The organism is Chitinispirillales bacterium ANBcel5 (assembly GCA_029688955.1).
Lineage (GTDB): Bacteria > Fibrobacterota > Chitinivibrionia > Chitinivibrionales > Chitinispirillaceae > Cellulosispirillum > Cellulosispirillum alkaliphilum.
Genome location: JARUKZ010000046.1, coordinates 1 through 21,579 on the forward strand (window position 1 = coordinate 1; position 21,579 = coordinate 21,579).

Here is a 21,579-nt window from a genome sequence, read left to right on the forward strand (position 1 = left end):
AGGACAATCTTCGACGCACCTCAGGACAATCTTCGACGCACCTCAGGACAATCTTCGACGCACGCTCAGGACAATCTTCGACGCACGCTCAGGAGAACCTTCGACTCACGCTCAGGACATGTTCGAGGAACCGCTTAAGTGCATTGTCCATAATACCCAGCTGAAGTGTGGATACATTCCTACATTCCAAATTTCCCGTTCCTCCCGCGATTAAGGCCGAAGGGTCCCCCCAAACGGGTCTTTTCACGCTTTCACCATTGACGCCCGGGGGTGACCCAATCAATCGCCTTTAGCCCCATAAAAATCTCATTTTTTCAAATGAACGTTCATTGTTCATTATTAGACCTCATTTATTATAGGGTAAGAGAGACCCTATGCTAAGGCGGTGACGGGCAAACGGCTTCCTTTACAAAAAATCCGGGACAATTACCAACCGCCCCGGGCAAATTACGAAACGACAGTTATAACTATTCTATCTCACCATCACACTCCTGAGCATCACCGGAGCGCTTCTGTGCTCAAGACTTAAGACATACATACCGGATGCAAGTGCTCGGGGCATCGAAATAACGGTATTGCGTACCCCACTGGCAACAGTAGTGGAAAACACCTTTCTCCCCTTTACATCGTAGATAGCAAACGGCGTGGCTTCATCCAGCGCTCTGCCAAGGTCAAGGGAAATGTGGGTAGATGAAATGTTTCTAACTTTCATTGATGCCTGCTGCCTGACTGAAGCAACACTGCTTCTGTTTACCGACACCGGCGGGTTTTCGATGTTATCGGTAAGGGAGGTCACCGCGATCACATACCAGGCATTATGGGGAAGCCACTGCTCAATCCATCTCCAGCTGCGCCAACCCTGTTCAAAATCGGAAGGCACTCTCCACTCTAAATCGTAGGGATTGCTGGCTTCGTAAAAATCTTCATCGACTTCTGAGATGGTACCCCTCTTTGCTGTTATACCATTACATATACCACCCTTCACATTTTCTATAGACCATGTTCCCGGATATCTGGGATAGTTATCGGTATCTTCTCCATAACCATACATCATACATAACTGAAAAGGATTATTTCCCAAAATCCAATTAAGCTGATTAACGGACATTTCATAAAAGTGTTCTCTCCACAACTCACCGCTGGGATCTGCAAAAATAGAACCCATTGCCATAGCAGCACTCATGGATGAGAGACGTGCGTTCTGCCCCTGCCACCAGTAGCCGGTCTCATTCTCGTGTGCTATAAAAAAGTATGGCTGAGGAGATTCAGGATCAAACTGATCATCCCCGCGTTCACCAAAAACCTGAAAGGAATAGATGGAGTAACCACCCCATTCAAGTATTCGCTCTATGCCCTGCATTCTAACATACCTGGCTTCAACCGGCTCAAAACTCAGTTGTTCCCTGCCACCGTTTCCATCTGTTACTTCAACGATATCACTAAAAGTCTCCTCATCTGTTGACACCTGTATCTTATAGTGAGCAGCATATGCGTCTTCCCAGAAGATAACGACACTGTCGATTTCATAAACATCACCCAGATCAACCTGAAACCATTCATCATCGTTGAATTCACTTCCCCAACGATTGCCATGTCCGGAAGTATCACCATCCAGCGCTTTATCTGGTGTAAAATAGGAATTTTCTTCAACGCTTGACGCGGTAGCTGTTTTCCCTCTGGCAAGATCACCGTTTGCGGGCCCGGCAGCGATTCCGGTTTCGGGATTTCTGTACAGCTTGGCATATCCAAAGGGATTATGAACAGAAGCACTAATTTCTTTATACCAAAGAAGATTTCTTTTCACAGCATCACGAATGGTTTCTATATCAGAAGGACTGGTAACTTCAGCATACCGTACCAGAGAGATGGGAACAAGCCCTTCTTCGGCGGCATGGTAAAAGGGGCGCTGGCGTGCATCATCACTGAAAAACCACCCCTGCTGAGTTTGCCGGTCCAGCAACGAAGCAGCATACTGGGCAGCATCCGCTCTGTACTGCTCTTCAGCGGTGGCGTTATAAAGCTCTGTTGCAGCAAGCAGCGCACAGTAATCATCGAGGATATTCCAGGTCCCATCATTAAGATATTCGGTAGGGTTGTCCTTGAGGTGCTGATATGCCCTGATTGCACCATCAAGGTAAGCAGTTGCACTGCTGTCACCTGATATTCCATTAGCGGCAGTTCTTGCCAGAGCAGCTATAGACAAACCACCTCCCTGACGCATTCCACACTCATAGCCATCGGAGCGTTCACCTTGAGGACCACTCCATTCGGTGATTTCCCATTCCGAAGTACCACCATATGAGCCTCCCCAGTTATCAAAGGCCGACATATAAAAGAAACCCTCGGGGGAGAGTGATCTGAGCAGATAATCTGCACCCCAGGCAGCCTCTTCAATACCCTCCTGTCCGAAATGATCTTCATACAGCTCGAGGGCATGAAGAATCGACCAAACCACCATGGGTATCTGCTGGGGATTGAAATAGTTTGAAAAGGAGAGGTGGGACAGATGCTTTCCCGGATCTCCTGATGCATCAAACCATCCCCCGTAAAGATCATGTGTCTGCCCCTCTGAACCATGGATATGTATATCCCTCATTGCTTCATCGGTACAGCGGTATGCATTAAAAAAAGTTACCAGAGCATCGTAAGAAGTTTCGGTGAAAAGCAACCGTTCACCGACCTTGAATTCGGGAGACTCCACCTCGCCTACTCTGAGCCTGAAAGTCCCCTCCTGCTCAAAAGCGGTGAAATCGATTCCGGTGAAAATTCTTCCACCACGCCACTGAAGCACTCTGTCGCCCTGTTCAAGAGGCATCGAATCCACCACACTCCCACTTTGATCCACTACAAAAGCCATCGTCTCTGCAAGCTGCGCCGCAGACTGCACTACCGCACGCTTTGGCCCTGCAAGCTCATAGCCAACCTGATTTACATGAACCTCAGTTTCGGCAAAAACAAACATGGAAGCAAACAAGAGAATAGCTGCCATTTTCTTAAACAAAGCATCCCCAATTATCACCGGCTATCTCCTTATAGTATGAAAGTTAAACTGATCGAGCAATAAAGCTTATAAGTCACAGGTTATATATAGTAGGTTTTATACGACAAATGGTTTGAGGTACTTGAGAAAACTGAGGCAGCAGAGAAATATTCTGCTACCAGTAGTAGCGGGAATGCTTATCGGTAATACGTTTGTGAGCGATTGCTTTGTTATAAGCCTCTACATATTTGTTTGCACTTTTTTCCCAGGAAAAATCCATGCTCATAGCCATTTTTTTCATCTTTTTTATATGAGCAGGTCTGTCGTAATAGGTAGCCACTGCCAGCCCAACGGTATAGTAAAGCGCCCATGCGTTGGGTTCACTAAACTTAAAGCCTGTTCCTTCACCGGTAGCCTCATTGTACTGCAGCACCGTATCTTCGAGCCCCCCCGTGGCACGCACCACCGGAAGCGTCCCGTAGCGCATCGAATACATCTGGTTAAGTCCACATGGCTCAAAGAGAGATGGCATAAGGAAGAAATCACACCCGGCCTCAATCAGGTGAGCCCGTTGAGCATCAAATCCTATATAGGAGCCGGCCCTGCCACTGTAACGGACAGGAAGATTTCCAAAATACTCCTGAAGCCCACTTTCACCGCTTCCCAGTATCACAAACTGCACATGCATATCATTTAAAATTCCCTCAATTGCTTCGGCAATAAGATTAAACCCCTTCTGATCAACAAATCGCCCTATCGCACCAATCAGAGCCACATTTTCATCCACGTTCAGGTCGAAACTCTTCTGCAGGTGAGCTTTGCAGTCCCTTTTTCCCTTCATATTTTTGGAGCTGAAGTGAGCCGGAAGATTGGGGTCTTTTGATGGGTCCCAGGTCTCGTAATCGATGCCATTTAAAATGCCCATGAGATTTTCACCCTTATTGGAGAGATAGGGGGCAAGGCCAAAGCCACCGTGAGCAGAGGTGATCTCTTTTGAGAAGGTAGGGCTCACCGCCGTTACCACATCTGCGAAATGGATTCCACCCTTGAGAAAATTTACCTGCCCATAGGTCTCCAGTGCTTCAGGGTTAAAATTCTGCCAGCCAAGTCCAATGTAGTCATAATGCTCTTTAGAATAAATCCCCTGATAGGCGACATTATGAATAGTAAGCAGCGAAGCAGCACCACCAAGTACAGGGTCATTCCAGTGCCACACTTTCAGATACGCCGGCGCAAGCGCGGTCTGCCAGTCATTGGCATGAACGATATCGGGCTTAAACCCTATATCCTTACAAAGCTGAAGAGCAGCACGGGTAAAAAAGGCGAAGCGTCGGGGGTTATCATCATAATCATTCATTGCATTATCGTGATACAACCCCTCCCGATCAAAGTAGTGTGTGTGTTCAATCATATAAACCGGTACATCAGCGGGTGACTTTGTCTCAAAAACAGCGCACCACTCCTCCATGTTGCCCATCCAAACACCCATACTTTCAAGTCGCACAGATGCAGCACTTTTTTCTATGTCTATAGAGCCATACCTTGGAATCACCACCCGCACATCATGACCAAACTTTTTTAAGGTCGCCGGCAATGATGAAACAACGTCCCCCAAACCACCTACTTTGGCGTACGGGTACATCTCTGAAGAAACAATTAAAATATTTAGCTTTCCATGCATTCTTTTTGCCCTTTGCTCAAACTATTTTTATCTGCATGATATATTCAGATGCTCTCAGCATACCCCTAACCAGGGTTACATTACTTTTGCTAAGCAGCTTGCTGATTTTCAGCACCTCAGGCTGCTCATCGAAAATGTTTCTCACAAACAGCCTCGAAAACCCTTCAACAGTGCCCTCCGGCAAGAGAGTGAAAGAAGCATTTATTACCACCGTTAAAGACCCGTCTTTATGGATAGGTACAGCAGCCGCAGTTACTCTCGCTGCTACCAGAACTGACAAAAGCATCTCCAAATGGGCCTCAGAAAACACACTGGTATTCGGTTCAAGAGAGCGGGCAGAACAGGTCAGTGGTTATTTACGGACTGTGTCCATCGGTACAACAACATTTCTTTATAGCTTAAAATACATGCCCCCGGGTGGTAACTACCGCGCCCAATCACCTTTAGCAGCCTTTCAGGCCACTCTCTTATCCTCCGGTTTTACCATCGGCACTACCGAATTTCTCAAAAGGAGCCTGAAACTGCAACGCCCCGACTATTCAGATTTTAGGAGTTTCCCCTCAGGACATGTAGCAATTAGCTCACTGTGCAATACCTTATCCATCAATACCGTTGAGAGTCTCTCTTTTCCCCGGTCCTACCGAGTACTGTCTTCAAGCGGATTGACCCTGCTCAGTGCAGCCACTGCCTGGGCTCGCCTGGAATCGGGAAGACACCATCCCACCGACCTTATCACCGGAGCACTACTGGGTAAGTTTTTTGCCAACTTTTTTTACCGATCCTTTATGGGGCCCTATCAACCACTTGACCCCCGTTTTGACATCAGAATCAGCCCCGAGATGCTCCAAATGCGCCTTAGCCTGCAATTTTAGGTACAGATTAAAGGCAGAAGATACTTTTCTTCTGCCTACACTTTTAGAAAACAGGGCTTACTGGTCGCATTCAGACTCTTCAGGGTCTTTGTTCTCCGCGACTTTGAATACCACTGCAGCCAGAGGCGGGAGGGTAATTAAGAGAGAGTGCTGTTGTCCATGCCAGGGCAGATCATCCGTTTTCACCCCACCTGCATTGCCAACGCCACTTCCTCCATACACTTCAGCATCACTGTTAAATATCTCTTCCCAAAATCCCCCCAGAGGTACTCCAACCCTGTAGCCCTCTCTTACCACGGGAGTGAAATTACAGATCACCAACACTCTGCTTTGTGCCTCAGGACCTTTTCTGATAAATCCCAGTATGCTCTGCTCCCAGTCATTACAGTCAATCCACTCAAAGCCTTTTGAATCGAAGTCATAGAAATGAAGTGCCTTATTTTCTTTATAGATTCTGTTTAGATCACTAACCATCTGCTGTACACCGCTGTGGCGCTCCCACTGTGCCAGTTGCCACTCAAGACTTTGATCATGGCCCCATTCATTCCACTGAGCAAACTCACTTCCCATAAAGAGCAGCTTTTTGCCGGGATGATTAAACTGATAACTGAGCAGTATACGCAGATTTGCAAGCTTTTGCCAGTCGTCACCAGGCATTTTATCCACCAGTGACCCCTTGCCATGAACCACCTCATCATGGGAGAGAGGAAGCACATAGTTTTCGGTGAATGCATACAGCATACTGAAAGTCAGTTCGCTGTGATGATACTTTCTGTGTACCGCTTCCTTACTCATGTACTGAAGCGTATCATGCATCCAGCCCATATTCCACTTCATACCAAAGCCCAGTCCCCCAACATAAGTTGGTCGAGAAACCATGGGCCAGGCAGTAGATTCTTCAGCAATAGTCTGAACATCGGGATGGGATTTGTAGATCTCTTCATTGAACCGTTTTAAAAAGGAGATCGCTTCAAGGTTCTCCCTTCCACCAAACTCATTTGGGATCCACTCACCCTCGTTTCTTGAGTAATCGAGGTAAAGCATAGAAGCCACCGCATCAACCCTAAGCCCATCAGCATGAAACTTCTCGATCCAAAACATCGCTGAGCTTAAAAGAAAGGCCTGAACCTCATGCCTTCCGTAGTTGAAGATGTAACTCTTCCAGTCCGGATGAAAGCCCTTTTTGGGGTCTGAGTGCTCATAGATACAGGTACCATCGTAATAAGCCAGCCCATGTTCATCGCCGGGGAAATGTGAGGGAACCCAGTCCAGAATAACCCCAATACCCTCCTGGTGGAGATAGTCGATAAGGTACATAAAATCCTGTGGTGTACCATATCTGCTTGTTGGTGCAAAATATCCGGTGGTCTGATATCCCCATGAACCATAAAAGGGGTGCTCCATTACGGGGAGAAATTCTACATGGGTGAAGCCCAGTTTATTCACATAGTCTGCAAGCTCCGGAGCCATTTCTCGGTATGATAGTGCTCTCTCTACCCCCTTTTCGTCCACTTTTCTCTGCCAGGAGCCGATATGTACTTCATAGATCGATAGAGGAGCATTGAGACTGTTTTTCTCTTTTCTGGTCTGCATCCATTGATGATCATTCCACTCATAGTCCAGATTCCAAATAATAGGAGCTGTTTTAGGCGGCTCTTCCCACATAAAAGCAAAAGGGTCACCTCTGTTAGCAGTATAGCCATTAACGTTACTCTCGAGATGAAACTTGTAGAGGATTCCCTCCTCAAGCCCCGGGATAAACCCCTCCCATATACCAGAACCATCCCATCGTGCAGTGAGGGGATGGGATTTGGAATCCCAACTGTTGAAGTCACCAACAACCGATACATATTTGGCATTTGGAGCCCAGACGGCAAAAAATGTACCCTTTATATTATCGATGGTAGTTACATGTGCTCCCAGTTTCTCAAAGAGCCTGAAATGATTACCTTCTTTAAAAAGGTAGATATCGTAATCGGTCAGAAGCGTCACCCCGCTCTGTACCTTTTCGATTTTCTGTGAGGTTTTTAATGCTTTCATTAACATCTCCCTTCAAGTACATAGAGCTTTTTTCGGCAGTAGTGGTGAACTGACGAACATAATCGTGTCTGTGTTGTGCGCTTTGTCTTTGGAGCAAATTTCGCGCCAAAAGAGCCAGACACCGTCACTTCCTCACCACTAATGCAGCTGTAACCAAAGTAGGACACGTACCAACGATAAGGATCATGCCCCACTACTTTTTCTGTGAACATTTATAGAGTACTGCTATTACCTTGATTAGAAACAATATAGTTCCAGGGAAGGTAGTATGTGCAGTATAGTTTAATATTTAAATAGATAAAAGTCACTACTTTTTAACCTGTCCTTAATTAATATTATAACTTAGGCTTTGTTTTAAGCCTTCATGTTGCCATACCCTCTTTTTGAACCCGGAACATGAACTGTTTACCGGAACTGCTTACTTTGCTTGGACTGATCGGAGGGGTTTGATGCCTTTTAAAACGAGTTTAATTTTTACCTGCCTTTTCATCACTTTATCTATGCTCAGCTCTTGTACAAGGCCAGCAGGTGTTGTAAAAGAGGCACAAAAAGCAGAAGTTACCGGTGATTATCAGAGCGCCTTAGATAACTATGCCACTGCAGCGATAAAGACTTCGGCTACAATCCCTTTTCCCAATGCACGACAGAGCAGTGTTACCCGTGCACCCTCAGAGTGGCTTGAAGAGATCAACAGCTATGTGGAAAACAGCTTTAAGCCTGTAAAACGCTTTCCACAACTAACACCTGAGATTATCGATGGCTTAAAGCGGGTTATGGATAAAACAGAAGGTCAAAACTATCCATTAAGAACAAACAGATCCCGTCTCACCCCAACGCGTTTTAGCGAACTTTGGAGCGACATATTTCCGGTTCAGGGACAATACAGAACAGAATGGAATACCCTTCTTGAGCATGCCCGTAGACAGGATTTTACCTTTCTTAAACTACGCTCCAGAAAAAACTACACCTACCACTTCAGCATCCTTAATACAGAGACCAACAGACGTATAAACCTAACTCTTTTTCCCGAAAGTGAGAAATATCTACCTCTTGCTCCCGGTCCCTATATTGTGCTTGTTAAAAGCACCGTCACGTTCAGTAATGGTCAGCAATGGCGCTCATCCTACTCAGCATTCCCTCTGTCCCTGAATGCAGAAACAATGACCAGTGTAGTGATGAGAACAAGGGTTAACAGAAACTGAGCCCCGTTGTTGGCAAAAATGATCCGTTTGTGGTTACCCTTCAAAGAGCAAAAGCCTATTTCCCTTCTTGCTCCTCTCTTCTTTTTTTCAACAGTTCTATCACCTCCTCATCACTGGTCTGGTCAAACTCATCATACCAGGCGCCCACTGCGGTGAAATTATCCGGCTGAAGGGGACAGATCACATCATCAGCCTTTCCCCGTATCTCTCTTGTGGTTGATGGTGATCCTACCGGAACCGCAACGATCAATCTTTCCGGATTTTGCCGGCTTATAGCCTCAAGAGCGACTTTCATGGTTGCACCGGTTGCAAGGCCGTCATCGACAACGATTACCGCTTTACCGCGTATATCAAACGGTTCTCTTCCCTGCCTGTACATCCGCTCCCTTCTGCGCAGCTCTGCCAGCTGCTCCTCTGCAACCTGCTCAACTGTTTCCTTAGAAATAGAGAGAAATTTTACCACCGATTCGTTCAGCTGTACTATTCCTCCCTCTGCTATAGCTCCCATTGCAAGCTCCGGCTCTCCCGGAGTGCCAAGTTTTCGAACCAGAAATATATCCAGATCGGAATCGAGCAATGATGCTATTTCGTAGGCCACTACTACCCCGCCCCTTGGAAGCCCAAGCACCAGAAGGTTTGATGTTCCTATATAATGATCAAGATACTTTACCAGTTCCCTGCCAGCCTCACTTCTGTTGCCGTAGCGCTCAGCCATCTCTACCCTCCGAATCGTTTTTCTTTCTTGAATTTAAATAGAGCCACCGTAACCACTGCGCCCGTAATCTCCCACACTTTTGGGCTTACGACCGGTTGCTTCACTAACCCTCAGGCTTCTCCCTTCAAACTCCTTACCGTTAAGTTGAAGAATAGCCTCATGAGCGTTCTCCATCTCTACAAACCCAAACCCGCGGGAACGACCAGTATTATGATCCTTAATAATTGCCACCGATTGTACTTCTCCAATGTCTGAGAAAAGTTCTTTTAACTTCTCTTCGGTTACTCCCCAGGAAATGTTACCAACATACAGTTTTTGAGCCATTTAACCCCTCCGGTTTGATCTTGAAAACAAGCTTTTATCATGTTAGTTCAGTTTCTGCCCCTCTTACCAATACAAAAAGCATGCCATCTGCCTCAGCAACGGTAACATCCCCCATCAGCCCCTTTTCCATATCAGCTCTCCATTACGGTACACCCTCCTGATTCGGTGAAGGGGTACAGTAAAGGTTCTATCCTCCTGATCACGGGCAGTAAAAGAGAGCGGGTCAAGTCGCTCAATCATTTCCAAACCAATACTTACCAGTCCCATTCTACGGTCTTCATACATCAGTACAAAAGTAGCATCAGCAGAAAAGTCCCTATCCCAAATAATTCGGTCCAATATCTTCTTTACCGGTTCCATATGTTTTTCTAAACAGCAAAATGCATCCCTTACACCGTAATTACCCCGCAGCAAACCGCACAGAGCGGAAATTTTCCCGCAGTTGAGAAAAGATTTGAGAAATCCCCCCCCGTAATTACCACCCAATTTCAATCCACAAGAGCAATGGGATATGGCACAGCTGTTGATTTGTTCCCTTTAGTAGGAAAAGAAAACCCCACCAAGGGGAGAATAGTATTGTTTTAAACGTTTAATTGCTGCACCGGAGGAAAAAATGGCAACGCTTCTCCAAAAATCCATAAAACCCAACTCCCCAGACGCTCTTCTATTCTCCGATTTATTAAACGCTGCGCAAAAAAATAACAGCTCCACTATTCGAACAGTGGATGTTGCTGTGGTGGGTGGTGGGATAGCAGGTGCAGCAGTTGGTTATTTTCTGGCCCTTAAGGGAATAGAAAATGTAGTGTTTGACAAAATGGACAAAGAGCACAATTTAAACCCCAATTTATCTTTTCAAAATTCCTCTATTCCCTCCGCGCTCACAAAGCTTGGCGTTCAGTCAGGTGAAGAAACGTCGACCCAAGTCCTCTCTCCCGGGGGCAAGGCTCTACTCCTTAAGCAACAAATCACTGCCCTGCAATCAGCAAACAGTCCAGCAAATGAGTTCCTTTTGCAAAAAGCTCAAAAGGCAGGCTCCTTCTGTGTACGACAAACTGTATTAAACCTCACCCAGGAACGTGGGGGGTGGATTGTGAAAACGGAGAAGGGTGAGATTCGTTGTCGTATAGTGATTGGAGCAGATGGAGTGCACAGTCTGGTTAGAAACTCAGTTTCAAAGCCCATCAGTGATCAGCACCTTTCCCTTGGAACGGGGTTTTATGTCAATAGCGATCGGAAAATGAAGCAATCGATACAATTTTTAAAAGAGAGAAGCGAGGTGCTGAAAATCACTTCAGATAAAAACAAATTACGCATCGGCTTATTTGGCCCTTGTGCCACAAGCAGAGGAAGAAAAAGCCGTCTTGAAACGATAGTCAAAGAACGGTTTGGTTTCCATAAATTCCACTCTCCCTGGACTTCATTTCTCCCCGGCGCTACATCTCCCTCCTTTTTTGACCTACCCTGTGCCGGTAAAAATTGGCTTCTGTTAGGTGCTGCAGCGGGACACGTTCATCCGCTCAGTGCAGAAGGAGCGGTATTTGCACTACACTCTGCGGAACTGGCTTCACAGGCGCTAAAGTGCGGTGATCCCAGAATATTTGATTCTCTGTGGAGAGAATCTTTTGAATATCAATTAAAATCAGCCGCTAAACTAAAACGCCTATTCCATACTCCCTGGATCTCAAACCCCCTTTTAAGAACCGCCACTTTCAGCTCTCAGGCGTCTCAGCTGATTAGTTCTCTTGTGGTCCCCTCTTTTAGGGTATCTCAACGAGAAAAGTATGCTGCAATCAACTAAAAACTGTTTGGCTTTGTGAGTTTAATGGCGAGTGAAGGAAACCACCCGTATTGTTTGGTGTTTTCGTTATTTTTTATCAAGATTTTTGCAATGATGGCTGATCAATTCCCGATTTAAATTCGAGGTACAAGAAGGCGTATCTACTTGTGTTAGTATCTCTAATAGAAGAAACAGTATAACAAATTTTAGCCCTCCTGCCAGCTACTAAAGCAAGCCCTGAACTGGGCATTTAGCATTAATAGCCCAGGGTAAATGCCGGGCAAGTGCCCTGGGAGACAACACGTCAAAGAAAAGTGTCCTGAAAGAGCGACTACTACTTTTTTTTGGACACCAATACTAGAGCCTGCACCATATAACACGATCTTAACCCGAAGCAGCTATAGCAAGCGCCTTGGGTGCCAAAACCACAAGAATGGTCTCTTTATACCCCAGACACTGAATTTCTGTTGGCATATTCTGGTTCATAGCAAAGCTGGTCAACGACAGTAAAAATTCACCTATACAATTTTGCCTTTCTAGGTTATGTTACCCCATTCTCTTTTATTCTACTATTTCCTTCCAATGAGTGGTTAAATGAAAATTGTAGATGTGCTCTTTTCCCTTTTCACTGCTCAAGTCTCAGTGTATAGAGCTCATTTTTTTTCCTCTACTCTCCCTTCTTCAGCACCAATGAGCACTGTTATATCAGGTGCTGCCCTGATCACCATCTACCTGATCACCATCTACCTGATCACCATCTACCGGATCACCATCTACCGGATCATCATCAACTTTTTCGAATATGTACCGTACTATTGGTGTACCAAATGACACATCAATATATAACCGGTTATCAATGAGTTCATATTCTCCATAATGAACATTGTAACCCGCAGCCTGAATCCTTAGTGTGCCATTGGCATAAGTTCCACTATCTACGCTGTGCTTGCGAATTATACATCTTCCACTATCTGCAAACTCGATGAAAAATGGATCCTGGAAAGGTTCACTGGTTAAATCAGATTCTGAGTCACCGGTTTGATATTCCATCGCTTTCCAAAGACCCAAAAGTTCTTCTTCAACTATTTCGCTATAATCAGCAGTCCCTGCTTTAATAAAGGTAATTTTTGTCAGCTCGTTAACATCGATTTGAGTGAATACAATGAGTTGATCTTCATCAATTTCATACCCCCCAAAGAATATACTTTCATCTTCGTATTCTACATATAACCTACCTTCACGATAGGTCCCATTTACTACTTCGTCCAGTTTAAATTCTCCGTTAACGGTAAATTCAATAACAGGTACGCTGTATAGGGGAACTTCTCTCAGGTCAGACATCGACTCTCCTGATTCCATCTTTACAGCTTCCCATACTCCAATAACACCCTGCTCGCTACCTGATGAATCGCGGTCTGAAGAAGATGATGGGTTTAAGCAGCTGTTAATGGTAAGTACCACTATTACCATAAAAGTAAAAGAGAGCGTTTTTCTGCAATTCATGGATAAACCACCTTTCAAAAAGTGTGATTTTTGTTTTAAATAGAACGCTAAAATTAACAAGTTCACCTTAGCTATAACTGTACTTTTTACAGCGGGTATACTTAACTGAAAAAGGTCCTTTATGTTTCTGTCTAAATAGGATAACTAGCTAAGAAAAAGCTTATATGATATTTGAATTAGCAATAAAAGCCCCAGTTTTATGCTCGCTTAGGCTTTAGATTCCCAGAGTTTAAAGAGTATATATCTTGTTTCATAAACTACAAACAGAACAAAAGGATTTTTGTGTTGGTAGGTGATAGTTCCGTTTGGGTTTCCATGCTGCTGCAAGCTACTCGCTTTATTTAGGACCTTATTCTGTTCAGACAAGCTACTCTAACAAACACCGTACATGGAGACTGTACCAGCAGTTTTACTGTTCATTATAAGATAACCTAAGTTGCTTATGTTAAAAACTGTGCTACCTGTAAGGCTCGACCCTTACAGCTTTAGGCGTCGAACCTATCCATTTACCTTTACCTTTGAACCTGAATTTAAGTATCAGATTCAAAGTAGAAGTTTTGGGTACTATTAGTGTGAGCGGATTGCTTCAGGAGCCATTTGAACTGTCCTGGCAAAAGAAAAGCGAGATACGTTTTTCAAGCCATAATGTCAAAAATCAAACAATTCAGCTAGTCAAATTTTGAGCAGCAGTGGTGACCTGGTAGTGTTTAACAGGATAAAAGTTGGCGTTGTAACCATCAGATCCCAAATTCATTTTTTTTGATCTTTAATTTTCTATGACCCCAGCTTTTTAATCACCTCTTTAGCCAGCCTTTCGCTGTAACTGGTTGGATCCCAGTACCCATCAGTCCACCCTTTTAAGAAACGATAAAAATCGGTCCAGGCAACCGGGTATAAAACACGCCAATTTTCTTCTAAGGCATTAAGATCGATGGCTTTATTTCGCAGTAAAAGAGCTTTACGCAGTACCGAAAAATAATAATCAAGCATGGGTTTAACAAGCCGTTCACAGGTAGCTTCAGGAAAACAGCTGTCCAGAAAATACGCTACGTCTTTCATTCCACATCCCCCGCCTACATATTGAAAGTCAATAGCAGCCACCGATTTTCCATTTTTGCTGAAACAAAAATTTGCAAGTTTAGCATCTCCATGCACAATTGTCTGAAACGGGCTTTGACGAAGCTTTGTGTCGATAGCTAGTGCAGCTTTTTTAAGTGATTGATCACCGAGTCGATTGAGTTCCTCTTTTCTGGTGGCCAGATGCCAGTAAGTGCCCGTTTTCCAAAGCCCCCGAGGTTTTTCTGCCATAAAAGCAGCATGAAAATGCGCTAACCACCTGAGCCCTGTTTGAGCAATCTGTTGGTTAGCGGATCTGTGTTGTTTTGAAAATCCCGAATCAGTTAAATCCTCAAGAACTACTACTATTTCCGATTGTTCTGCGTGAGTGCCAAGACAGCAAGGAATACGGCAGTATTGATTACAGTTAGAAGCAAACTGTTGGTACCACCGAAGTTCAATCTGGTAGGATCGCATTTTTCGGTTGTGTGATGTAGGAGAGGAAATAGCTTTAGCATCAGGGTATCGTATGTGTTTAACAATTACCTGATCGGTGGTTGCGTTTTTCAGTTGTAGGCGCAGAATCTGACCATAACCACTCCAAAGGGTTTGAATGTTTCTGCAGGTAAGGATTTTTTGTGCGCCGGTTAATTTTTTTACGACATTTTCAACTAATGAGTTCATGAGTTTTTGATAGTTATGAGAGGTTTATGAGAGTTAGAGTAGTAAAAATAGTACATTGGAGGTATTGGAAGTAAGGTACGGACTGTTTTTTTATTTTTAATGTCTGTATTTTTTAGGTACGGACTTTCGTTTTTGGAAGAAGACAAGGTACGGACCGCCTTTTAGTACTTTTAATTCCAAAACCAACACTTCAAATAAAACAAACTAATTGCAATTAGATTTTTTTTTATTTTGGGAAGCAAAATTCTAAATATTGTAATCTCAATGCCGTCTTTTACCGTGTGTAGCCTCCTTACATTTGGCTTTATCTTTGCTTTATTTTCTCGCTAACCATTTACATCACTCCCACCAAAAACAAGAGGTCGATATGCCAACGACAAGACGTATTGAATCACCAGGTGCGTTAGCTCACATAATGGCTCATTCCATAGATCAACGAGAGCTTTTTGTTGACGATTCTGATAGAAACGACTTTCTTCAAAGACTTAAAGAGGGGTTAAGGAAGACTGGATATAAGTGCTACGCCTGGACATTGATGGATAACCATTACCACCTACTCGTCAGAACAAATTATCTACCTATGAGTAAACTCATGCGAGCACTAAATGGAGGATATGCTCAGTATTACAATAAAAAACATAAAAGGCGGGGATATCTGTTTCAAAACCGATTTAAATCAGTAATTTGTCAGGACCAGGGATATGCTGCTCAATTAATCAAATACATTCATCTCAACCCCCTTAGGGCCGGTAAAGTTAAGTCTTTAGAACAATTAGAAAGATACTCATGGTGTGGACATGGATTTTTGCTTGGAAACCCTGGATCCATGGGTGAGAGTTTTCAGGACAGAGATGAGTGCCTGGTCCGATTTGGCAATGATGAACTAGCGGGGGTAAATAATTATAAGGCCTTTTGCGATGACAATTTTTGTTTTGATAGCTTGAAAAGTGCGGGAAAATTACCAGAAGAGTATAATATGGAAATAAAAATATCGTGCAAAGGTTGGCCTGCTGTGATAGGAGACCCCCATTTCGTAAGAAACGCTCTTGAAAAATACAAAAATAATCTCAACAGAAAACACCGTGTTTCAGATTATCCCTTAATACTTCAAACTATCATGGAATCGGTATGTAATGAATACAAAATCAAACCCAGTGACGTGTTCAAACGTGGTAGGCTGAATAAAATCACAGACGCTCGCGCCAAGTTTTGTTTTTTAGCACACAAAGTGGAACTAATTCCGTGTACTGTAATTGCAGAATATCTTAGTATCAGCATTGGATCTGTAATACGTCTATCTGAACAGGAAGACAAAAATAAAAAGGCATTGCATCAAAATCCAGTTTTATAGCATTAGTTGAAGTACCTGTAACACCTATTCTCTTTTTTCCCTCAAACCCCTCTTTAATTGGTCTCCATATAATGCCCTTCAAATGCGCCGAGACCAATTATTTATAATATACCAATTAAGAATAAAACACATTACTACTCATACTACATCGTATTACTAATGTATAAAGTAAGGCCTGAGGTGAATTTGGTCCTTTGGGTTTATCAAAACTTGTGTTCAGTTACATATTTTCTGGAGAAAGCACTAAAAACAGTCCGTACCCAATTCCAGAGAAAAGCATTAAACACAGTCCGTCCCTCTTCCCCCCACCAAATAAAAAAGCCCAAGGACATATCTCCCCGGGCTCAACTCTATCTCCACTCACATCCTAAACAACTAAGCGATCTTCTTATCCTTCTTAAATGAATACACCGGCTCAGATTCCTTTAAAATTACCCCTCTGGTAACCATAACCTCTTTTACATCATCCCGTGATGGAATATCATACATCACCGGCACCAAAGAAGTTTCCAAAACATTTCTTAAACCCCGTGCACCGGTCTTCTTAGAGTGAGCAATTTTTACCACTTCTCGTAAAGCATCACGGGCAAATGTAAGCCGTACCCCTTCAATGGAAAAGAGCTTCTGGTACTGCTTGGTAAGGGCATTCTTCGGTTCTGTGAGTATTTTAAGAAGCGCGTCTTCATCTAACTCATCGAGTCCAAGCACTGCAGGTATACGCCCTACAACCTCTGGTATAAGACCGAAACGAATCAGATCATCCGGCTCAACCAACTGAAGCATCTCCCCTACGGTCGCCTCTTTCTTCTTTTGAACATCTACATTGAATCCCATACGGCTTTTACCAATCCTAGATTCAATGATGTTCTCTAACCCTTCAAATGCTCCACCGCAGATAAAAAGTATATCTCTGGTATTGATCTGAATAAGATTTTGCTCAGGATGCTTTCTGCCCCCCTTAGGCGGAATACTTGCAACCGTTCCCTCCAAAATCTTTAGCATCGCCTGCTGCACTCCCTCACCCGAGACATCTCTGGTTATGGAAGGATTGGCCGATTTTCTGCTAATCTTGTCAAACTCATCGATATAGATAATTCCTCTTTCGGCCTTGGCAACATCGTAATTTGCAGCCTGAAGTAACCGAACCAGCATATTCTCCACATCTTCACCCACATAGCCTGCTTCAGTGAAAATAGTGGCATCCACAATTGTAAACGGCACTTTCATCAGCTGCGCCAGAGTCTGTGCGATCAGTGTCTTTCCGGTACCGGTTGGTCCAACCAAAAGCATGTTGGACTTCTCAATCTCAATACCGTCTGAATCCTTCTGAGATCGTGACAGTACTCTTTTAAAGTGGTTGTAAGCTGCAACGCTAACACCCATCTTCACATTATCCTGCCCAATTACAAACTGATCTACATACTCTTTTATCTCTCTTGGAGTAGGAAGAGAGTCCAAACTCAGATCGCCTGAAACAGTTGATCGTTCCTCATCTAATATTTCGGTGCACATACCTACGCATTCGTTACAGATATGTACGGATGGTCCTGTGATAAGTTTGCTTACTTCGTCGGGTCCTTTACCACAGAATGAACACTTTATTCCCGGATATCGGGGTCTTGATGACATATACTACTATTCCCTTGCTGTCAAAATTTCATCAACCAGCCCGTACTCTTTTGCTTCCTGGGCTGACATATAGAAGTTCCGGTCAGTATCCCGAGCGATTACTTCCATATCCTGACCGGAGTGTTTTTGGATTATATCGGTAAGTGTCTTTTTAACACGCACGATCTCTTTTGCATGAATGGCAATATCGGATGCCTGTCCGCCAGCTCCACCGATAGGCTGGTGCAACATGATTCTGGAATGAGGCAGTGCAAACCGCTTCCCCTTGGTTCCAGCAGCGAGTAAAACAGCTCCCATGCTCGCAGCCTGTCCAATGCATATGGTCGAAACATCAGGCCGTATATACTGGATAGTATCGTAAATCGCCAGTCCGGATGAAACAACACCACCGGGAGAATTTATGTAAATAGTGATATCTTTTTCCGGATCTTCATATTCCAGAAATATAAGCTGGGCCATAACCAGATCCGCAGTGGTGTCTTCTATCTCTGAACCCAAGAAAATAATACGCTCCTTCAAAAGCCTGGAATAGATATCATAGGAGCGCTCTCCTCTACCTGTCTGCTCGATAACCATTGGTACTAGTGGCATATTTGTTTTCCTTTCAGATGTTAGTGCAGACCCCTGCTTTTATTGTCGTGTTTTATTTCAAATTGCAGTGGTGCAAAGGTGGGCGCGGGAAAGACCCGGTTTTTCACCCAGATACAGAATAACCGGCCACCTTGAAAAGAGAGACCGGTTATCTGGTAATATAAAAAATTGTTCTCAGCAAAAGAGGAAACTATTTGCTCTCCTTCTCCTCTTCACTCTCACCGATCAGAAAATCCAAAGTCTTCTTCTCCCTCAGATCAGCTCTGATCCTGTTGGTAGTTCCGTTCTTTCGAAGCGTTTGCTTTAATGTATCAAAGTCCTGATTATACATGGTAGCAAGACGCTTAATTTCCTGATCGACCTCTTCCTGAGTAGCCTTAACCTTCTCTTTATCAGCGATAAAATCGATAATTCTTTGCCTCTTTATTGAGTTTATTGCAGTCTCATGATACTGCTCTGCAATCTGCTCTTTAGAGGGCATGGGCTCATCACCCCGGCGATATCTCTGCGACTCTTCATACATATAATTAACAAAAGCATCTATTCTTGCAGGCGGGACCTCAAACGGGTTTTCTTTAATAAGCGTGCCAATAGCCTCATCAATTGCCTTATTTCTTGCCTGCTCTTTTGCCTGGCTCTCCATATCCTGCTTTATGCGTTCCCGTAAAGCAGCTTCATTTTCAAAGTCGCCCAGACTCTTTAGAAACTTTTCATCGATTTCGGGAACTTTTTTCTCCTGCACTGCCTTAATCTCGATAGTGAATTCGCCTTTTTTACCTGCAGCGGCTTTTTCTTCGTAATCTTCCGGGAAATTAACCGTGACATCAACCACATCACCGGCAGAATGGCCCGTAAGCGCTTTGTCGAAATCCTTAAGCTGCGATTTTCCACCAAGCTCAACAGGATACTCAGGGTTCTTTACCCCCTCCTGCTCTTCACCATCTATGAGCACCTTGCGATATTCAAAGCGAATGTGATCACCCTTCTTTGCCGGCCGATCGACATCTTCGAATTCAGCAAAACGGTTTTTAAGGTCCTCAACTGCCTGATCGATATCACTGTCTTTAATCTTTGGAGTCTTAACCTTAACCTTTAGCTTATCGTAACCCTTTATCTCTATAGGAGGATCAACCTGTGTTTCTATTGTAAGCTTTAAAGGCTTTCCCTCTTTATCTTCCACATCGCTTACACTTGCAGGTGATACAGGAACGATTTCATTCTCTGAACAGGCATCTTTGTATGACTTTTGAACCAACTCATCAACTACTTCGGCTCTGATTTCTGCACCAAAGCGCTGCTTAACCAAATTGGCCGGAACTTTTCCCTGCCTGAAACCCGGCAGCTTTATTTCACGTCTATACTTATTAAGTTTCTGATCGAATGCTTCCTGCACCTGCTGCTCAGGTATCTCGATCTCTATTGTGCGCTTCCAGGACGCTGGTTCGGAAACTGTTGCTTTCAACGGACAGGTCTCCTCCTGAGTATAATGTTTTTAAGTAAGAATCAAAAAGTTGGAAATACGAGGAGGGGGGATCGAACCCCCACAGGTCTCCCTACCAGATCCTAAGTCTGGCGCGTCTACCAATTCCGCCATCCTCGCGTATTCACCATATTTTCGGTGCAAGCGTTACAAAATAAGTAATTGAGCATTAAATATCAATCATCCTCTTAAATTATGCCCATCTTTTTTCCTCTTCACCATATACTATCTTTAAAACCGTACTACACCAGGTACACTTTTTTCACCTATTCCAAAGAACTATCTATGCACAAAAAACCAATCAAAAATAGAGCCAAAAGTGAGCGCCCCAAAAAATTTAACAAGCAAAACAGCTGCTCCCGCTGTTTCAGAGAACACCCCTACTGCATTTGTGACCATGTAACAACTCACAACAACAACACCTCTATCCTTATATTGCAGCACCCACAGGAACAATTTAAAATCTTAAACTCAGCCCCGCTCGCACACCTGACCCTCTCAAACAGCACCCTAAAAACCGGTCTCTCCTGGCCAAACCTTAAAGCTGTAACATCCAGTGATCAAAACCCCTCAGAGTGGGCCATCCTCTATCTAAAAAGTGAAAACGACACCTCCTCTGAACCAATTACTCTCAGAAACAGAAAATCTCAACTCTTAACCGACACCTCTGTTATAAAGGGGATTATCGCTATCGACGGATCATGGAAACAAGCCAAAACACTCTGGTGGAGAAACCCGTGGTTTCTGCGCCTTAAAAGAATCACCATTAACCCCAATCACCCCTCTTTAAGAAAACAGGTCAAATCAGCAGGACTATCAACCATTGAAGCCATTGCTGCTGCACTGGAAAATCTAGATGAAGAGCCAACCATTGCCGCCTCTCTACGAGAACAGTACCGATCCCTTATTATCGATCCCGCAAAAACCTTATCTAACCCAAACCACCCGGCCCCCAAACAGTAAAATAACCCACCTGCCACCCATAAATCACCTCCGGGGAAGAACCAAAAACACTCTTCAGCAACAAAAACCATTTGCTATCAGCCCCAACAGTGTTTTATAATTACTGTAATGAATGAAGAAATACTTAAACAGTTCCGGCCCAGAATGGGGCGCATGCTAAAGCTCTTCAGGGAGAAAAACAACCGCAGCCAGGGCGATGTCGCTGCGCAGGCCGGCATTTCAACCAGTATGCTCAGCCAAATTGAGCGGGGAATCGTATCGCCCTCCATCGATACACTGGTACTGGTGTGCCACTCCCTTGGACTCGATCCTTCTGAGCTTTTCAGAGGCCTAAACAGCAAAGAGCCGGTAAACATCCACCGCCCCAAAGAGCGGTTGAGCATAGAACAGCACGGAATACGCTACGAGCAGCTCATCACCAGCTCAAACGGCGCATTTCAGTCTGAGCTTTTCTTGCTGGAAGCAGCTCCCGGAGCCTCCTCCACCCTCAGTGAAAATGGGCACGAAGGTGTAGAGATGGGCTATGTGCTTGAGGGCAGTGCGTTTTTGGAAATCGGTGAAGAGCAGCACCAAATAAAACAGGGGGACAGCATCTCCTTTTTATCCTATCTCCCTCACATTTTACACAACAAAGCAAAACAGTGGTTTAGGGCGGTGTGGAGCATATCACCCCCGCACGTAGACTATTTCAATGATAATTCAGAGTTGATCTCAACATAATTGTTTTAGCG

General features: G+C 44.2%; 17 protein-coding genes and 1 tRNA gene. 6 read left to right on the forward strand and 12 right to left on the reverse strand.

The features are described 5' to 3' along the window. Positions 1-472: 472 nt before the first annotated feature. Both QA601_16765 and glgA read right to left on the reverse strand, forming a co-directional pair. Positions 473-3,019, reverse strand: coding sequence for a discoidin domain-containing protein (locus tag QA601_16765; GenBank protein ID MDG5816752.1), 2,547 nt, complete (start codon positions 3,017-3,019; stop codon positions 473-475). A gap of 136 nt (positions 3,020-3,155) precedes the next feature. Then, a complete protein-coding gene (glgA, locus tag QA601_16770; protein MDG5816753.1) occupies positions 3,156-4,661 on the reverse strand; it encodes a glycogen synthase GlgA in 1,506 nt (501 codons plus the stop codon). Between the two features lie 134 nt (positions 4,662-4,795). Here glgA and QA601_16775 point away from each other — a divergent pair, with 134 nt between their 5' ends. Next, on the forward strand, positions 4,796-5,533 hold the full coding sequence (locus QA601_16775; GenBank protein ID MDG5816754.1) for a phosphatase PAP2 family protein: 738 nt from the start codon (positions 4,796-4,798) through the stop codon (positions 5,531-5,533). 57 nt (positions 5,534-5,590) lie between these two features. Here QA601_16775 and glgB read toward each other — a convergent pair whose 3' ends face one another. Continuing rightward, positions 5,591-7,573 (reverse strand): 1,4-alpha-glucan branching protein GlgB, encoded by a 1,983-nt coding sequence (gene glgB / locus QA601_16780; protein ID MDG5816755.1) that lies wholly within the window; start codon positions 7,571-7,573, stop codon positions 5,591-5,593. Positions 7,574-8,022: 449 nt separating this feature from the next. On the opposite strand from glgB, the gene QA601_16785 reads away from it, so the two are divergent. Next, complete coding sequence (locus QA601_16785; GenBank protein ID MDG5816756.1) at positions 8,023-8,775, forward strand: hypothetical protein; 753 nt, start codon at positions 8,023-8,025, stop codon at positions 8,773-8,775. Between the two features lie 55 nt (positions 8,776-8,830). On the opposite strand, the gene QA601_16790 is transcribed toward QA601_16785, so the two are convergent. From QA601_16790 to QA601_16800, 3 genes are all read right to left on the reverse strand, one after another. Beyond that, positions 8,831-9,490 (reverse strand): phosphoribosyltransferase, encoded by a 660-nt coding sequence (locus tag QA601_16790; protein ID MDG5816757.1) that lies wholly within the window; start codon positions 9,488-9,490, stop codon positions 8,831-8,833. Between the two features lie 33 nt (positions 9,491-9,523). After that, positions 9,524-9,814, reverse strand: a complete 291-nt coding sequence (locus QA601_16795; GenBank protein ID MDG5816758.1) for an RNA-binding protein — start codon at positions 9,812-9,814, stop codon at positions 9,524-9,526. Between the two features lie 114 nt (positions 9,815-9,928). Then, the gene (locus tag QA601_16800) at positions 9,929-10,174 is read right to left on the reverse strand and encodes a DUF504 domain-containing protein (GenBank protein ID MDG5816759.1); all 246 of its coding nucleotides are present in this window, start codon (positions 10,172-10,174) and stop codon (positions 9,929-9,931) included. A 253-nt stretch (positions 10,175-10,427) separates the two neighbouring features. On the opposite strand from QA601_16800, the gene QA601_16805 reads away from it, so the two are divergent. Beyond that, on the forward strand, positions 10,428-11,612 hold the full coding sequence (locus QA601_16805; protein MDG5816760.1) for an FAD-dependent monooxygenase: 1,185 nt from the start codon (positions 10,428-10,430) through the stop codon (positions 11,610-11,612). 684 nt (positions 11,613-12,296) lie between these two features. Here the strand turns inward: QA601_16805 and QA601_16810 are convergent. Continuing rightward, a complete protein-coding gene (locus QA601_16810) occupies positions 12,297-13,094 on the reverse strand; it encodes a hypothetical protein (GenBank protein ID MDG5816761.1) in 798 nt (265 codons plus the stop codon). A gap of 774 nt (positions 13,095-13,868) precedes the next feature. Further along, positions 13,869-14,834 (reverse strand): phosphotransferase, encoded by a 966-nt coding sequence (locus QA601_16815; protein MDG5816762.1) that lies wholly within the window; start codon positions 14,832-14,834, stop codon positions 13,869-13,871. Between the two features lie 367 nt (positions 14,835-15,201). Here QA601_16815 and QA601_16820 point away from each other — a divergent pair, with 367 nt between their 5' ends. Next, positions 15,202-16,185, forward strand: coding sequence for a transposase (locus QA601_16820; GenBank protein ID MDG5816763.1), 984 nt, complete (start codon positions 15,202-15,204; stop codon positions 16,183-16,185). A 375-nt stretch (positions 16,186-16,560) separates the two neighbouring features. On the opposite strand, the gene clpX is transcribed toward QA601_16820, so the two are convergent. The 4 genes from clpX to QA601_16840 form a co-directional block, all read right to left on the reverse strand. Further along, a complete protein-coding gene (clpX, locus tag QA601_16825) occupies positions 16,561-17,814 on the reverse strand; it encodes an ATP-dependent Clp protease ATP-binding subunit ClpX (protein MDG5816764.1) in 1,254 nt (417 codons plus the stop codon). A 6-nt stretch (positions 17,815-17,820) separates the two neighbouring features. Continuing rightward, entirely contained in the window at positions 17,821-18,405 is a 585-nt protein-coding gene (gene clpP / locus QA601_16830) for an ATP-dependent Clp endopeptidase proteolytic subunit ClpP (GenBank protein ID MDG5816765.1), read from the reverse strand. Between the two features lie 190 nt (positions 18,406-18,595). Beyond that, positions 18,596-19,867 (reverse strand): trigger factor, encoded by a 1,272-nt coding sequence (gene tig / locus QA601_16835; protein MDG5816766.1) that lies wholly within the window; start codon positions 19,865-19,867, stop codon positions 18,596-18,598. A 56-nt stretch (positions 19,868-19,923) separates the two neighbouring features. Beyond that, positions 19,924-20,005: transfer RNA gene (locus QA601_16840), tRNA-Leu, on the reverse strand. Positions 20,006-20,170: 165 nt separating this feature from the next. Here QA601_16840 and QA601_16845 point away from each other — a divergent pair. After that, entirely contained in the window at positions 20,171-20,848 is a 678-nt protein-coding gene (locus tag QA601_16845) for a DTW domain-containing protein (GenBank protein MDG5816767.1), read from the forward strand. A 108-nt stretch (positions 20,849-20,956) separates the two neighbouring features. Beyond that, a complete protein-coding gene (locus tag QA601_16850; protein ID MDG5816768.1) occupies positions 20,957-21,568 on the forward strand; it encodes an XRE family transcriptional regulator in 612 nt (203 codons plus the stop codon). Positions 21,569-21,579: the final 11 nt, after the last annotated feature.

Bases quoted from the DNA above. Each gene is read 5' to 3' on its own strand.
- glgA (MDG5816753.1), bottom strand. From the start codon at position 4,661: ATGCATGGAAAGCTAAATATTTTAATTGTTTCTTCAGAGATGTACCCG.
- QA601_16775 (MDG5816754.1), top strand. From the start codon at position 4,796: ATGTTTCTCACAAACAGCCTCGAAAACCCTTCAACAGTGCCCTCCGGC.
- glgB (MDG5816755.1), bottom strand. From the start codon at position 7,573: ATGAAAGCATTAAAAACCTCACAGAAAATCGAAAAGGTACAGAGCGGG.
- QA601_16785 (MDG5816756.1), top strand. From the start codon at position 8,023: ATGCCTTTTAAAACGAGTTTAATTTTTACCTGCCTTTTCATCACTTTA.
- QA601_16790 (MDG5816757.1), bottom strand. From the start codon at position 9,490: ATGGCTGAGCGCTACGGCAACAGAAGTGAGGCTGGCAGGGAACTGGTA.
- QA601_16795 (MDG5816758.1), bottom strand. From the start codon at position 9,814: ATGGCTCAAAAACTGTATGTTGGTAACATTTCCTGGGGAGTAACCGAA.
- QA601_16800 (MDG5816759.1), bottom strand. From the start codon at position 10,174: ATGGAACCGGTAAAGAAGATATTGGACCGAATTATTTGGGATAGGGAC.
- QA601_16805 (MDG5816760.1), top strand. From the start codon at position 10,428: ATGGCAACGCTTCTCCAAAAATCCATAAAACCCAACTCCCCAGACGCT.
- QA601_16810 (MDG5816761.1), bottom strand. From the start codon at position 13,094: ATGAATTGCAGAAAAACGCTCTCTTTTACTTTTATGGTAATAGTGGTA.
- QA601_16815 (MDG5816762.1), bottom strand. From the start codon at position 14,834: ATGAACTCATTAGTTGAAAATGTCGTAAAAAAATTAACCGGCGCACAA.
- QA601_16820 (MDG5816763.1), top strand. From the start codon at position 15,202: ATGCCAACGACAAGACGTATTGAATCACCAGGTGCGTTAGCTCACATA.
- clpX (MDG5816764.1), bottom strand. From the start codon at position 17,814: ATGTCATCAAGACCCCGATATCCGGGAATAAAGTGTTCATTCTGTGGT.
- clpP (MDG5816765.1), bottom strand. From the start codon at position 18,405: ATGCCACTAGTACCAATGGTTATCGAGCAGACAGGTAGAGGAGAGCGC.
- QA601_16845 (MDG5816767.1), top strand. From the start codon at position 20,171: ATGCACAAAAAACCAATCAAAAATAGAGCCAAAAGTGAGCGCCCCAAA.
- QA601_16850 (MDG5816768.1), top strand. From the start codon at position 20,957: ATGAATGAAGAAATACTTAAACAGTTCCGGCCCAGAATGGGGCGCATG.